Origin of the sequence: Azospirillum sp., assembly GCF_035627195.1 — a bacterium.
Lineage (GTDB): Bacteria > Pseudomonadota > Alphaproteobacteria > Azospirillales > Azospirillaceae > Azospirillum.
In genome coordinates this window covers 37,942-51,751 of sequence record NZ_DASPMG010000083.1, presented here as the reverse complement: position 1 = coordinate 51,751, position 13,810 = coordinate 37,942, and the positions used below count along the sequence as shown (strand labels likewise).

The window sequence follows — 13,810 nt, the reverse complement described above, 5'->3', positions numbered from 1 at the left end:
CGACGCCGACCTGCGCTGCCGCCACGCCGCTCCCCGCTTCGCCGCCCTGCTGGACAGCCAGCCCGAAGCCCTGCTCGGCCGCCGCCTGTCGGAGATCGACCACGCGGTCGCCCGCGGCGTCGCCGAGGCGCTGGCCCACGCGGCGGGGACCGGCACCGCGGCGCCGGTCGACTGCTTCGCCGCGCGCGGCGACGGGCGGCGCGTCATGCTCACCGGCTGCGTCATCCCGCACCGCATGGCGGACGGGGCGGTGGAGGGTGGGGAGACCCCGGGCTTCCTGGGCATCCTCCAGGACATCGCCGACGAGGAGCGCATCGCCGATTTCGTGATGCGCCGCGACCCGTTCGTGGCGACCCTGCTGGACGCGGCGGTGGACGGCATCGTCATCACGGACCGCAAGGGCGTCATCCGCTCGATCAACCGCGCCTGCTGCCAGCAGTTCGGCTACGAGGAGGCGGACCTGCTGGGCCAGAACGTCACGGCGCTGATGCCGCCGCCGTTCTCGCGCGACCATGACCGCTTCATCCAGACCTACCTGCAGACCGACCGCGCCAAGATCATCGGCATCGGCCGCGAGTCGCTGGGCCGGCGCAAGGACGGCACCGTCTTCCCGATCCACCTCAGCGTCGGCGAGGCGCGGCTGGGCGAGGAGGTCACCTTCGTCGCCATGATCCGCGACATCTCCGACCGGCTGGCGGCGGAGCAGCGCGCCTCCTATCTGGCGCGGCACGATCCGCTGACCGGCGTGCTGACCCGCACCGCCTTCCTCGAGGAGTGCGAGGCGGTGCTGGCGCGGAGCGGGGAGGGGGAGGGCGCGCCGTGCTTCGCGCTCTACTCGCTCGACGTCGACCAGTTCAGCGACATCAACGAGGCTTTCGGGTTCCATGTCGGCGACGCGGCGCTGAAGGCGCTGGTCAGCCGCGTCATCGAGGTGCTGCCGAAGGAAACCTACATCTGCCGCATCGCCGCCGACGAGTTCGCGGCGCTGTCGCGGGTGGACGATCTGGAACAGGCGCGCACGCTGGCCGACGTGCTGCACGACCGGCTGACCGCGTCGATCTACGCCGACCGCCACTGGGTGCGGCTGCGCGTCTCCATCGGCGCGGCGGTGTTCGACCAGACGGTGCAGCGCGTCGAGGAGCTGAACGCCAAGGCCAAGCTGGCGCTGCAATCGGTGCAGCACAACGGCGGCAACGCGGTGTGCTTCTACACGCCGGAGATGGCGGCGGCGGCGACCCGGCGCATGCTGCTGACCATGCACCTCGCCCACGCCATCGAGCGGAACGAGCTGCACCTCGTCTACCAGCCCATCGTCGAGGCGCGCAGCGGCAAGGTGACCAGTGCCGAGGCGCTGCTGCGCTGGACCCACCACACGCTGGGCGCCATCTCGCCGGGCGAGTTCATCCCGGTCGCCGAGGAAAGCGGCTTGATCGTGCCGATCACCGACTGGGTGCTGACCTCGGTCGTGCGGCAGATGGTGGCGTGGGAGGCGCAGGGCGTGCTGCCCGGCCGCGTCTTCATCAACATCTCCGGCCAGCAGTTCCTGCGCGGCAACCTGACCCACCGCCTGGCCGAGCTGCTGGCCGAGCACCCCGGCCTGAACGAGCGCCTCGGCCTGGAGATCACCGAGCAGGCCGCCGTGCGCGACCTGAAGGCCGCCGTGCGGACGCTGACCGAGCTGATGGGCATCGGCGTCCAGGTCGCCATCGACGACTTCGGCTCCGGCTACTCCTCGCTCAGCTACGTGCAGCAGCTGCCGGTTGCGAAGCTGAAGATCGACCGCGCCTTCGTCATCGACGTGCCGGAGAACACCAAGAACGCCGCCCTGGTCCGCGCCGCCGTCGGCATGGCGCACGGCCTGGGCCTGATCACCGTGGCCGAGGGCGTGGAGACGGTGGAGCAGCGCGAGTTCCTGTGCTCCGTCGGCTGCCTGCAGCTCCAGGGCTACCTGTTCGGCCGCCCGATGACGCCCGAGGCGCTGTCCGACATGGTCCGCGGCCAGCAGCAGGAAGGGCTCTGAGCCCGACGTCAATCGTTAGTGACGATCTTGAGCGCGCGGAATGCGTGGCCGGCCGTCGTACTGTCGTCGAATGCGACGATGGACGGGTGTTGGTCGTGCTCCCAGCATCGCAAGGTTTCGCCGCGGTCGCTGCCGCCCGCTCGTGGAAGCACGACGTAGGAGGCTTTATCTTTCCAAATGAAGATAAAGCCCCAATGCCCGTCGCCACCGGCCCATGGCGACCGCCGGATCTCGACACCAGTCGCCTCTCGTATAGCCCGCCTATCGGTGTATGGCTGTACCACACACGCACGGGTCCAACCGGAAGGCCCGGCTTCGGTAAGCGATACGCGGCGGCCGTCCGGGCGCAGGTGTGCGATACGCTCTTGTAGCGTGCGCTCTATCACCTTGTCCCGCAAAGCAGGCTCCGGTCCGCCGCAGCCAGCACTCGTGAACACGATGAGCGTCAGAGCAAGGCCCGCCGTCGTAAGCCGTGGCATGTCAATCCCCCTGCGCGGCGTCCTGCGGACGGCGCTGGCGGCGCTGCCAGCGGCGGAAGGACTGGCGGCCCCACCAGTTGCCGATGGCCTTCGCCACCTGCCGGGGGCGCAGGAACAGCGCCACGCGCGGCTGCGACGCCTTGCCGGGCTCCAGGGCGAGGCCGACGGAGGCGATCTCGCCCTCCTCGTCCAGGTCGCGGACGATCAGCTCGACACCGCCCATGCGCAGCCGGTCGCCCAGTTCGAAGCCGTTCGGGAACTCCAGGTGGAACTTCTCCCGCAACGTCCGGCTGGCGTTGGCGACGGCCATGGGCAGGCCGTACATCTCCGCCAGCTGCTCCACCGTGATGGTCGGGCTCAGCACGAGGTCGCCGTAGAATTCGCGGTCGGCGGGGTCCAGCGGGCGCACGCCGCCCATCAGCTTGTCCAGCAGCGGCAGGCGGTGCGGTGCGATGAACATGTAGACGTGGTCGTTGGCCTGGATCGGCCGCGCCTTGTGCAGCGGCACCACCAGACCGTCGCGGATGACCAGCGACGGCCGTGCCCAGCGCGGCAGGCTCTGGCCGCGCGCCACGGCGCTCTTGGGGTGGACGCGGTAGGCGACCAGCTCGTGCTCCACCTCGCCGGGCAGCTCCAATTCCACGCGGTCGACCGGCCCGGTGCGCGGCGGCACGATCAGGCCCAGCCAGCGCGCCATCGGCCGGATCGTCCAGCCCTGCACGATCAGCGAGACGATGACGACGATGAAGGCCGTGTTGAAGATGGTCTGCCCGTTCGGCAGGCCGCCCAGCGTCGGCACCAGCGCCAGCAGGATGGACACAGCACCCCGCAGGCCCACCCAGGCGACGAAGGTCGTCTCGTTGGCGGTGAAGCGGAACGGCAGCAGGCACAGCCACACCGCCAGCGGCCGCGCCACCAGGATCAGCAGGAACGCCAGGATGACCGCCGGGATCAGGATGTCCACGAACTCCCGCGGCGTGGCGAGCAGGCCGAGCATCACGAACATGACGATCTGCCCAAGCCACGTCAGCCCATTGTGGAAGCGCCGCAGGCCCTGGGCACCGCGCAGCTTGACGTTGCCGGCCACCAGACCCGCCACGTAGACGGCCAGGAAGCCGCTGCCGCCCAGCACGCTGGTTCCGCCGAAGACGAACAAGGCGAAGGCCAGCGACACCACCGGGTTGAGCCCCGGGTCGACGCGCATGCCGTTCAGCACCGCCACCAGCACGACACCGCCCAGCAGGCCGGCCAGGGCTCCGCCGCCCAGTTCCCACACGAACTCCAGCGCCACGTGCGCCGGGGTGAGGCCGCCGGTCGAGGTCGCCGCCTCCACCAGCAGGATGGTCAGCAGGATCGCCATCGGGTCGTTGCTGCCCGATTCGATCTCCAGCGTCGACCGCACCCGTTCGCGGATGGTGATGCCGCCGATGCGCAGCAGCAGGAACACGGCCGCCGCGTCGGTGGAACTGATGGCGGCACCCACCAGCATCGCCTCGATCCACGGCAGGTCCAGCAGGTAGTGCGCGGCGGCGCCGATGGTGCCGGTGCTGACACCGACGCCGATGGTGGCCAGCGACAGCGCCGGCCACGCAGCCGTGCGGTAGCTCTGCAGCCGCGTGTCGAAGCCGCTTTCGAACAGGATGACGGCGAGCGCCACGGAACCGATCAGGAAGGCCGTCGGGGCGTCGTCGAAGGGGATGCCGCCGATCCCGTCCTCGCCGGCCAGCAGCCCGATCGCCAGGAAGATGAGCAGCAGCGGCGTGCCGAAGCGGATCGCCACATAGCTGGTCATGATGCTGGCGAGCAGCAGCACCGAGCCGATGAGGATGATGGTACTCGCTGCCTCCATGGCCGTCGCGCCGCGCCTTTCCGGGAATCCACAACCCGTTGATGGTGCCCCTTTTGTGCGGTGCACGCAACGTGGACGGACGGATAAGGCGCGGACGCGGCCGTCAGCTGACCAAAGCCCAGCTTCCGTCGGGCTGCCGGCAGGCGGTCCCGCGCGCCGATTCCGCCTGACCCTGCACGTAGATCGTGTGGGTGTAGTCGCGGCAGGTCTGGCCGGCGTTGTTCTGGTAGGTGCGCTGCGGCTGGACCGATCCGCGGGCGCCGGTCTCCGGGTTGCTCCAGTCGATGGGGCCGCCCTGCGACACCGCCTGCCGCTCGGCCGCGGCGGCGCGCTCGGTGTCGTTGCCCTTCAGGTAGCGGGCGATCTCGCGGCCGGCCAGGGCGCCCAGCACCGTGCCGATGCCCACCGTCGCCACCTTGCCGGCCCCGCCGCCGAAGCGCGAGCCGAGCAGGCCGCCGGCCACGGCACCGCCCAGCGTGCCGACGGTCTCGCCGGTGCTCATGCTCTCGAAGCCGCCGCCGCCCTGGCAGGCGCCGAGGCCGAGGGCCAGCGCCGCCGCCAGCGCCGTGGTGCGGAGAGTCGTCTTGCGCAGGATCATGTCCGTCCTCCCCAACCGGGATGCCGAAAATCTCTCGGATTCACCGGGCAAACCCCGCCGGGGCGGCAAGGTTCCCGGCACCCGGGGAACGGGAACGCGGCGGTTTCTTCATCGGACGGGGAAGCTTTCTGCCGTTTCGTGTGTTTAAGGGGGGAAGAGCCACGAAACGGAGGGTATTTTCATGTCTCGTCTGCGCCTGATCGGGGCTGCCATCGCGCTGTTGACGCTGGCTGCCTGCAACACCGGCACGATGCTGGGCGGTGCGGCCGGTGCGGCCGGCGGCTATGCGCTCGACGGCAAGCGCGGCGCGGTGATCGGCGGCCTGGGTGGCGCGGCGGTCGGAACCGCGCTCGACAACTAGGCGTCCCCTTCGCCATGGCGGGCGGCGCGGGGCCGGCAGGCTCCGCGCCGCTTGCCGTTTGCGCCCCGGGTCGGCTATGGCTTCGCGCTTGGTGAACGACTGGGGTGGCCTGCGGTGAGCGGCAAGAAGGAGGCGTTGCGCCTCGACGCGGCGACGGAAAAGCTGATGCTCCGGGTGTGGCGGGAATGGATCCGGCCGTACCGGGGCAAGCTGCTGATCGCCTTCGCGCTGATGGGCGTGCTGGCGGCGGCCACCGGCGCCTACCCCCTGCTGATCGACAAGTCCTACAGCATGTTCGAGACGCAGGACCGCACCATGATGGTGCTGATCCCGCTTGCCATCGTCGCGGTGACGCTGATCAAGGCGCTGACCGCCTATGCCCAGACGGTGGTGACCGCCGACATCGTGCAGCGCGTGCTGACCGACGTGCGCATGCGCATGTTCGACCACCTGCTGGTCAGCGACCTCGCGGCCTTGCACGCCGCCCCCACGGGCACGCTGGCGTCGCGCTTCATCAACGACGTGGACGTGGTGCGCAACGCGCTGTCGCGCACGGTGACCGGGCTGGTGCGCGACGTCCTGACGGTGATCGCCCTGGTCGGCGCCATGTTCTACCTGGACTGGGTGCTGTCGCTGATCACCTTCCTGGTCTATCCGCTGGCGGCCCTGCCCATCGTGAACATCGGCAAACGGCTGCGCCGCGTCTCGCGCGACACCCAGGCGCAGATGGGCGACATGACGGCGCTGCTGACCGAAAGCCTCGCCGGGGCGCGCATGGTCAAGACCTTCAGCCTGGAGGATTACGAGCGCAAGCGCGCCGGCGCGGCGTTCGAGGAGAACTATCGCCTGTCCATGAAGGCGACGCGCCAGCGCTCCGCCGTCGACCCGATGCTGGAGGCGCTGGGCGGGCTGGCGGTGGCCGGCGTCATCGCGTTTGCCGGCTGGCGCATCGCCACGGGCGCGGGGACGGTGGGCGAGTTCACCGGCTTCATCGGCGCGCTTCTGATCGCCGCCCAACCCGTGCGCGCCATCGGCACGCTGAACGCCGCGCTGCAGGAGGGTCTCGCCGCCGCCCAGCGCATCTTCGAGCTGACCGACCGGAAGCCCGCCATCACCGACCGGCCGGACGCCAAGCCGCTGGCGGTCGCCAAGGGTGGCGTGCGGCTGGACGGCGTGCGTTTCGCCTACGACACGGGAGCTGAGACGCTGAGGGACGTGACGCTGGACGTGGCGCCCGGCAGCACGGTGGCGCTGGTCGGGCGCAGCGGGGCCGGCAAGTCGACCGTCTTCAACCTGATCCCGCGCCTCTACGACGTGACCGGTGGTGCCGTGCTGATCGACGGGCAGGACGTGCGCGCGGTGACGCTTGCCAGCCTGCGCCGTGCCGTGGCCGTGGTCAGCCAGGATACGGTGCTGTTCAACGACACGGTGCGCGCCAACATCGCCTTCGGCCGCCCGGACGCCACCTTCGACGACATCGTCGCCGCCGCCAAGGCGGCCGCCGCGCATGGGTTCATCGAAAAGCTGCCGGACGGCTACGACACCGTACTGGGCGACCGCGGCACCAAGCTTTCGGGCGGCGAGCGCCAACGCGTGGCGCTGGCCCGCGCCTTTCTGAAGGACGCGCCGATTCTGCTGCTGGACGAGGCCACGAGTGCGCTCGATTCCGAATCCGAACGTCTGGTGCAGGAGGCGCTGGAGCGCCTGACCAAGGGGCGCTCGACTCTGGTCATCGCCCATCGCCTCGCCACCGTGCGCAGCGCCGACCGCATCGTCGTCATGGAGCAGGGCCGCATCGTCGAGCAGGGCACCCACGACGAGCTGCTGGCCGCCGAGGGGATGTACGCCCGCCTGTGCAAGCTGCAGTTCGGCGAGGACGGCGAGGCGGTGACGGCCTGAGGGCGTGACGTTGGGTTTGCGGCTCGCGCCTTAACCCAACCTACGACGCGCCCGTAGGTTGGGTTGAGCGCAGCGAAAACCCAACGTCAGAAACGCATCACTCCCGCGCCAGCAAACGATCCACCACCGTGTTGGCCCATTCGCGGGAGCGGAAGCTCGCCTTCGCCTCCGCCGGGTCGTAGACGGTGTCCACCCACCGCCAGAAGTCGATGGGGTGGCGCTCGTTGTAGGCGCGGTAGAGGTCGAAGAAATAATCCAGGATGCCGGTCTTGGCCTGTTTGAAGTGGCCGTACTTCCAGTGCAGCTGCTTCACCGCCTCGTCCAGCGGCACCTTCTCGTGCACGAACATGTACAGCGCGGCCATGAAGCCGGCGCGGTCGGCGCCGGACTTGCAGTGCATCAGCGCCGGGTACTCGATCGTCTCGAACATCCGCTTGGCGGCGTGCAGCGTCTCGCGCTTCGGCGTGTCGCGGGAGTTGACCGGGAAGTCGACCAGCGTGACGCCGTACCGCCGGCAAGCCTCGTCCTCCAGGATGTAGGAGGCGCAGTCGCGCTGGCCGCGCAGGTTGATGATGGTCTTCACGCCCAACTCGGCCGCCTTGCGCACGTGCGACGGCGACACCTGACTCGCCCGGAACATGCGCGGCGAGATGCGGTAGCGGTTGTCGTAGATCAGCCGGAAGCAGGCGTGGTCGATGAATACCGCCTCGAAATGGCCGAGCGCACGCTCCCACGTGGTGCCCATGCGGGCGCGGCGCCGTTTGATCAGATCGGCCAGATCACTGAAATACTGGCGCAGGAACCACTTCTTCGCCAAGACACTCTCGCTTCGCGTCGGCAACATGGTCGTTGCAACAAGGCCGCCAACATAGGTGCCGGGCGGCGCGCGTCAAGCCCGCTCAGGCGGGCGTGCGCTCCTGAAGGCGGTCGAAGACGCGGTATTCGGCGGCGATGCCCAGCACGATCTCCATATAGGCGTTGATCATGCCGACCACATAGAAGGCCGGGCAGCCGGTGAAGTGGCGCTCGCCCTCCTGGGCGATCGGCTTGATCACCTCGGTGTTCAGACGGATGAACGGCTCGCCGTCCTGCTCGGCCAGCTGGAAGGCGGTCTGGTGCAGCGGCAGCACGTGGGTGGCCTGGTGGTGGTCGGCCTCCATGTGGCTCGCCTCGATGTAGTAGGACAGCATGCCGAGGCTGCCCATGGCGAGCGGCAGGATCTGCTTCAGGCTGCGCCGCACCAGCGCGTCGTAGAACGCGCCGTCGCGGCCTGGGGCCAGCATGGGCGCGGCCTCCACAAGGCTCCAGCACACGTGCAGGGCGGTGTGGCTGCCGGTCTTGGTGATCGACAGCACGTCGTAGCCGTTGACGTTGTACGCGGGCGAGTCGTCCAGCAGCTGCGCCAGCACGAAGTTGGCGGCGGCGCGCGCCGAGATCTCGCCGGTGCCGAGGTTGCGGTAATGCTCCTCCTCGCTCAGCAGCTCGATCGCCCACTTCTTCACCAGCGCGTCGAGCAGGTGGCAGGCGGTGTCGCGCAGATAGGCGCAATAGTCCTCCGGCGACAGCTTCGCCAGCCCCTCGTGGTCTTCCGGGTCGAGGCCGAACAGGGGATCGGGTGCGCGCAGCAGGACGATGCGCCCGTCCTCGGTCGTCGGCAGGCCGTTGATGATGTGGCGCAGCAGCGAGTCGTACAGCGTCGCCAGCAGCGTGTTGATGGCGATCTTGTCGTAATCGGTCTGCCGCGTGTCGGCGTGCGCCGGACAGTGGCCGGCCAGCTTCTTCAACTCTTCGTCGAAGATGTAGCCGGGGTTCTCGGCGATGCGGTGCAGGACGGGCGACAGCAGGATGCGGTCCATCCCGGCCTCCGTATGCGCGGCGAGATAGGCCTGGGCGAAATCGTTCGGGCGGGAGGTCGGGGCGGACATGGGCATGCAACTCGGGCAGAAATCGACGCGAATACCCTAGGCAGCCCCATGCCGCGGCGCAATGGAGACGTTTTGTGACAAGCCGGCCCTACCGCTGCAAAAGCCGGTCGTAGACGGCGTATTCGCGGGCGATCGTGGCGACGATGTCCAGGTACAGGTTGATCAGCCCCGGCGCGTAGAAGGCCGGGCAGCCGGTGTAGTACTGCTCGCCCTCCTTCCGGAACGGGGTGATCGGCTCCGGCGACAGGCAGATCAGGCCCGACTCGTTCAGCGTGAAGGCCGTCTGCTCCTTGGGCAGCAGGTGGATGGCAAGGCCGTCGTGCGGCTCGATCCCGCCGGCTTCCATGTAGTGCACCAGCATGCCCAGGCTGACCATGGCCAGCGGGATCACCTGCTTGGCGCTGCGCCGGACGAGGTCGTCGTAGAACGCGGCGTCGCGGCCGGGCACCAGCAGCGGTGCCGCCTCCACCAGCGCCCAGCCGATGTGGATGGCGGTGTGGCTGCCGGTCTTGGTGATCGACAGCGCGTCGTAGCCGGCGCGCTGGTAGAGGGCCGAGTCCTCCATGTGCGTGTGCAGCAGGAAGCTGGCCGCTGCAACGGCGGAGATCTCGCCGCTGCCCAGGGTGCGGTAATGCTCCTCCTCCACCAGGACGTCGGCCATCCAGCGGGTGATGATCTCGTCCAACAGGTGGCAGGTGCAGTCGCGCAGGAAGCTGCACATCACCTCCACCGGCACGCCGCCCAGCGACGCGCGGTCGGTCGGATCGAGCGCGTAGGCCGAGCGCGGCGGCGGCACCAGCCGGATCCGCCCCTCGTCGTCCACCGGCAGGCCGGCCTCCACGTACGCCTTCAGCCCGTGAAAGAGGAAGGCCAGCAGCGTGTTGACCGTCACCTTGTCCATATCGTCCTGGCTGGTGTCGGCGTGCACCGGGCACCGGCCGCCCAGCTGCTTCAGCTCTTTCGAGAACAGGAAGGCCGGGTTCTCCGAGATCGTCTGCAGGATCTGGTTGATCGGGACGCGCGTCAGCCCCGCCCCGGCATGCGCGGCGGCGAAGGCCAGGGCGAAGTCGTTGGAGCGGGAGGCGGGACGGGACATGCGGCGGGAACCCGGTGAGTGGCGCTGAACGAGGGTAGGCGAGCGGTTCGCCCACCGCAACCTTGCATCGGCGAACGGCTACGGTTTCGCCACCGTCCGCCCTTCCACCTTCGGCGACACGGTGCCGCGGGCCTGGACGTGGTCCATGACGATGGTGGCGAACAGCATGGCACCCGACGGGTCGACCAGCACCCGGCCGCGCGTCAGCGCCGCGTACCCGTCGCCGCCCTTCAGCATGTAGTCGTTGGTCGCCACGCGGTAGGTGGCCGCCGGGTCCAGCGGCTTGCCGCCCACCGTCACCTCCACCACCCGGGCGCCCGGCGGCGCCTTGGGGTCGTAGACGGCGCTCAGGCCGGACACCTGCGGGTAGCGGCCGGCGCGCTCCTCCACCTTGGAGAAGCCGTTCTCCAGCGCGGCCAGCAGATCGGCGCCCTTCAACTCGGTCAGCACGCCGACGTTGCCGAACGGCATCTCGGCGAAGATGTCGCGACGGCGGATCGGTGCGCCAGCGGGGTGCAGTGCGTCGGCACGCAGGCCGCCACCGTTGGTGATGGCGACGTCGGCCTTCAGCGCCTCGCGCAACGCGTCGGCGACGAGGTTGCCCATGGTCGCCTCACGCGCGCGGACGGTGCCGCGACGGCTGTCCAGCTCCGTTTCCGTGCGGCCGATGACGGCGTCCATGTCGGCGGCCAGCGCGTCGGTGTGGATCTTGACCAGCGCGGCGAGTTCCGGATCGGGTGTCGCTCCGGCGGTGGCGGCGAAGCGCCATTGCGCCGGCTCGACACGGGTGACCGGCCCCTTGTCGCCGGTGGTGGTGCGCACCGTCAGGTCGACCACGCCCAGGTAATGGGCATCGTAGCCGGCCTTGAGGATCAGCGTGCCGCCGTCGTGGAAGCTGATGGGGTCGTGGTCGTGGCCGCCCAGGATCAGGTCGATGCCCTTCACGGCACGCGCCAATTCGCGGTCCTCGTCCATCGACAGGTGGGTGAGGGCGACGACGACGTGCGCGCCGTCGGCCCGCAGGCGCTTCACCGCCTCCGCCGCGGCGGGCAGGACGGGCGTGAACTGGACGACTCCGGGATGGGAGAGCGTGCCGGTCTCCGGCGTCAGCACGCCGAAGAATCCCACCTTCACGTCGCCCACGGTCTTTGTCCAGGTCGCAACCGCACCACCGAAGGGCTGGCCGTCCGGCCCCAGCACGTTGGTGCCCAGCCACAGGAAGCGCGATTCGGACAGGCGCTGCCTGGCCACCTCGGGTCCGAAGTCGAACTCGTGGTTGCCGAAGGCGGTGGCCTCGATGCCCAGCGCGTTGAACAGCGCCACCATGTGGGCGCCCTTGGTGAGGCCCGACAGCAGCGACGGCGACAGGAAGTCGCCGCCCAGCGTGGTGACGGCCGCCGGGTTGCGCGCCCGCTCCTGGCGCAGCAGCGTCATCAGCTCGGCAAAGCCGCCGCGGCCCTGCACCGGGGTGATCTCGTACACGTCGTTGACGTGCAGGAAGGTCAGCGTGCCGTTCTGCGCCCGTGCCGCCAGCGGCAGGAGCAGGACGGCGAACAGGGCGCAGGCGAGAGTGCGGAGCGTGTGCGGCATGCGGCGGGACCCGTGGCGGTTAAGTCCGGTGCAGCGTAGCGCAGTCCGCCTGGGCGGTGGGAGTATACCGTTTGCGCCGTGCTGCGCGGAAATGTTTGCTTAACGAACTGATGTAAATCAACCCGGCCCCGCGCCGTTCCGTCCTAGGCTTGCCGCTCTGGTCCTTGCGGCGGAAAGGAGGCGTCATGTCCCCGAGGCTGATCGACGCGGCGATCCAGACCATCCTTGCGTCCAACTCGCTGAGCGAGGCTGAACGCCGGCTCCTGGAACGGCTGCGTGCGGTGCGCGATGCGCTGTGCGCCCGGCCGGACTGCACGGTGCTCTGCGCCGCCGACTGCCGCCGGACCCGCCGGCCGCATTAGGGCTGCCGCTCCTTCAGCGCGGCGATGGCGTCGGGCGTGTCGACGTCGCGCAGAACGGCCTCGTCGTCGACCGGCACTTCGGCGACCTGATCGGGGTTGGCGCCGATCAGGTGCTTGGCGCCGGTGTCGCCGGCCACCGCGGCCATGTCGGCGAAAAAGCCGCGGTCCCACAGCACCGGGTTGCCGCGCTTGCCCCCGGCCACCGGAACGCAGATGGCGCGTCCCTCGACGGGATTGTACGCGGCGATGAGCCGATCGATCACGGCACCGCTCACCTCCGGCATGTCGCCCAGGCACACCAGCGCGCCGTCGGCGTCGGCCGGCACGGCGGCGAGGCCGGCGCGCAGGGAGGTGCTGAGTCCTTCGGCGAAGTCGGGGTTGTGGACGAACTGTACCGGCCGTCCGGCCAGCGCGGCGGCGACCTCGTCCCGCTGGTGGCCGGTGACGACGATGACGGGCCGGGCGCGCGATGCCAGCGCGGCGTCCACCGTGCGGGCCACCAGCGCGCGTCCGTCCAGGTCGGCCAGCAGCTTGTTGGGGCCGCCCATGCGCGTGGAGCGGCCGGCGGCCAGCACCAACGCTGCGATGCGCGGCGCGCGGGGCGCCGTGGCCGGCGGCTCGCCGACGCTGGCGCGGGGCAGGGGGCGGCTGGGAATCTCGGCCAGCAGGCCGCCCACACCCATGCGCATGATGTCCGTACGATCGACCGGCACGCGCGCGGCGACGCGCTGCAGCACCCAGTCGAAGCCGTTGAGCTTGGGCGAGCGCGCGCAGCCCGGCAGCCCCAGCACCGGCGTGTCGCCGAGATGGGCCAGCAGCAACAGGTTGCCGGGGTCGACCGGCATGCCGAAGTGCTCCACCGCCCCGCCCGCGCGCTCGATCGCCGCCGGCAGCACGTCGCGCCGGTCGGTGATGGCCGACGCGCCGGCGATCAGCAGCAGGTCCAGGCCGTGCGGGCGCAACGCCAAGATGGTGTCGGCCAGTTCCCCCTCGTCGTGGGCGCAGCGCAGTTCGGCTTCCAGGGTACCGCCCAGCGCCGCGAGGCGGTCGCGCGTCACCCCCACCGTCTTGTCCAGCATGGCCTCCTTCACGCCCCAGAAGCGCGTCTGGATCAGGCCGGCGCGCAACGGGCGGTAGGCGGACACGGCGAGCGCCGGGCCGCCGTCGGACAGCAGGCGCTCGACTTGCCCGACCACGGCGCGAGGTGCTGCAAAGGGGATGATCTTGACGGTCGCCACCATCTGCCCCGGCGCCACGGGCGCGAAGGCGGGCAGGGTGGCGATGGTGACGGATTCGTCCAGCAGGTTGACGCGGTCGATGCGCTCCGCGTCCAGCGTCAGCACGCCGGCCGCCTCGGCGAACAGGTTGACGCGCCCGGTGAAGGCGGCTGCCGCGGATACGCCGCTGCCCTGCACGGCCGCCGCGATGCGCGTCGCCGCCTCATCCTCGCTCACGTCCTCGAGCCCGAGCCGAGCGACCACCACGGTGGTGAAGTCGGAGGCCTTGAGGGCGGCCACGTCCTCGGCGCTCAGCACCCGGCCCTTCTTGAAGATCAGGCCGCTCTTGCGGACGGAGTGGGCGAGGATGGCGCCCTCCGCCTCCTCCACCGGGATCGGGCCGAAGTGCATGGC

At 70.0% G+C, this 13,810-nt stretch carries 12 protein-coding genes; 4 read left to right on the top strand and 8 right to left on the bottom strand.

The window, feature by feature from the left end:
* Nucleotides 1-2,020: putative bifunctional diguanylate cyclase/phosphodiesterase (locus VED21_RS07315; protein ID WP_324881669.1), on the top strand; the 2,020-nt coding region annotated here is incomplete at its 5' end.
* An 8-nt stretch (nucleotides 2,021-2,028) separates the two neighbouring features.
* Here the strand turns inward: VED21_RS07315 and VED21_RS07310 are convergent.
* The 3 genes from VED21_RS07310 to VED21_RS07300 form a co-directional block, all read right to left on the bottom strand.
* Nucleotides 2,029-2,499, bottom strand: a complete 471-nt coding sequence (locus VED21_RS07310; RefSeq protein WP_324881668.1) for a hypothetical protein — start codon at nucleotides 2,497-2,499, stop codon at nucleotides 2,029-2,031.
* A gap of 1 nt (nucleotide 2,500) precedes the next feature.
* Entirely contained in the window at nucleotides 2,501-4,348 is a 1,848-nt protein-coding gene (locus VED21_RS07305; protein ID WP_324881667.1) for a potassium/proton antiporter, read from the bottom strand.
* Nucleotides 4,349-4,451: 103 nt separating this feature from the next.
* A complete protein-coding gene (locus VED21_RS07300) occupies nucleotides 4,452-4,946 on the bottom strand; it encodes an RT0821/Lpp0805 family surface protein (RefSeq protein ID WP_324881666.1) in 495 nt (164 codons plus the stop codon).
* Between the two features lie 181 nt (nucleotides 4,947-5,127).
* On the opposite strand from VED21_RS07300, the gene VED21_RS07295 reads away from it, so the two are divergent.
* Nucleotides 5,128-5,307, top strand: a complete 180-nt coding sequence (locus tag VED21_RS07295; RefSeq protein WP_324881665.1) for a hypothetical protein — start codon at nucleotides 5,128-5,130, stop codon at nucleotides 5,305-5,307.
* 114 nt (nucleotides 5,308-5,421) lie between these two features.
* Nucleotides 5,422-7,206 carry an ABC transporter ATP-binding protein gene (locus tag VED21_RS07290; protein ID WP_324881664.1) on the top strand — a complete coding sequence of 595 codons (1,785 nt, stop codon included), beginning with the start codon at nucleotides 5,422-5,424 and terminating at the stop codon, nucleotides 7,204-7,206.
* Between the two features lie 97 nt (nucleotides 7,207-7,303).
* Here VED21_RS07290 and VED21_RS07285 read toward each other — a convergent pair whose 3' ends face one another.
* From VED21_RS07285 to VED21_RS07270, 4 genes are all read right to left on the bottom strand, one after another.
* On the bottom strand, nucleotides 7,304-8,023 hold the full coding sequence (locus VED21_RS07285; RefSeq protein ID WP_324881663.1) for a fused DSP-PTPase phosphatase/NAD kinase-like protein: 720 nt from the start codon (nucleotides 8,021-8,023) through the stop codon (nucleotides 7,304-7,306).
* Between the two features lie 82 nt (nucleotides 8,024-8,105).
* On the bottom strand, nucleotides 8,106-9,131 hold the full coding sequence (locus tag VED21_RS07280; RefSeq protein ID WP_324881662.1) for a hypothetical protein: 1,026 nt from the start codon (nucleotides 9,129-9,131) through the stop codon (nucleotides 8,106-8,108).
* Nucleotides 9,132-9,219: 88 nt separating this feature from the next.
* Nucleotides 9,220-10,227, bottom strand: a complete 1,008-nt coding sequence (locus VED21_RS07275) for a hypothetical protein (RefSeq protein WP_324881661.1) — start codon at nucleotides 10,225-10,227, stop codon at nucleotides 9,220-9,222.
* 78 nt (nucleotides 10,228-10,305) lie between these two features.
* Entirely contained in the window at nucleotides 10,306-11,817 is a 1,512-nt protein-coding gene (locus VED21_RS07270) for a bifunctional metallophosphatase/5'-nucleotidase (protein WP_324881660.1), read from the bottom strand.
* Nucleotides 11,818-12,002: 185 nt separating this feature from the next.
* Here VED21_RS07270 and VED21_RS07265 point away from each other — a divergent pair, with 185 nt between their 5' ends.
* Nucleotides 12,003-12,179 carry a hypothetical protein gene (locus VED21_RS07265; RefSeq protein WP_324881659.1) on the top strand — a complete coding sequence of 59 codons (177 nt, stop codon included), beginning with the start codon at nucleotides 12,003-12,005 and terminating at the stop codon, nucleotides 12,177-12,179.
* On the opposite strand, the gene VED21_RS07260 is transcribed toward VED21_RS07265, so the two are convergent.
* Nucleotides 12,176-13,807, bottom strand: a complete 1,632-nt coding sequence (locus VED21_RS07260) for a molybdopterin-binding/glycosyltransferase family 2 protein (protein ID WP_324881658.1) — start codon at nucleotides 13,805-13,807, stop codon at nucleotides 12,176-12,178. The genes VED21_RS07265 and VED21_RS07260 overlap by 4 nt on opposite strands.
* Nucleotides 13,808-13,810 lie beyond the last annotated feature (3 nt).

Bases quoted from the DNA above. Each gene is read 5' to 3' on its own strand.
- VED21_RS07310 (WP_324881668.1), bottom strand. From the start codon at position 2,499: ATGCCACGGCTTACGACGGCGGGCCTTGCTCTGACGCTCATCGTGTTC.
- VED21_RS07305 (WP_324881667.1), bottom strand. From the start codon at position 4,348: ATGGAGGCAGCGAGTACCATCATCCTCATCGGCTCGGTGCTGCTGCTC.
- VED21_RS07300 (WP_324881666.1), bottom strand. From the start codon at position 4,946: ATGATCCTGCGCAAGACGACTCTCCGCACCACGGCGCTGGCGGCGGCG.
- VED21_RS07295 (WP_324881665.1), top strand. From the start codon at position 5,128: ATGTCTCGTCTGCGCCTGATCGGGGCTGCCATCGCGCTGTTGACGCTG.
- VED21_RS07280 (WP_324881662.1), bottom strand. From the start codon at position 9,131: ATGTCCGCCCCGACCTCCCGCCCGAACGATTTCGCCCAGGCCTATCTC.
- VED21_RS07275 (WP_324881661.1), bottom strand. From the start codon at position 10,227: ATGTCCCGTCCCGCCTCCCGCTCCAACGACTTCGCCCTGGCCTTCGCC.
- VED21_RS07270 (WP_324881660.1), bottom strand. From the start codon at position 11,817: ATGCCGCACACGCTCCGCACTCTCGCCTGCGCCCTGTTCGCCGTCCTG.
- VED21_RS07265 (WP_324881659.1), top strand. From the start codon at position 12,003: ATGTCCCCGAGGCTGATCGACGCGGCGATCCAGACCATCCTTGCGTCC.
- VED21_RS07260 (WP_324881658.1), bottom strand. From the start codon at position 13,807: ATGCACTTCGGCCCGATCCCGGTGGAGGAGGCGGAGGGCGCCATCCTC.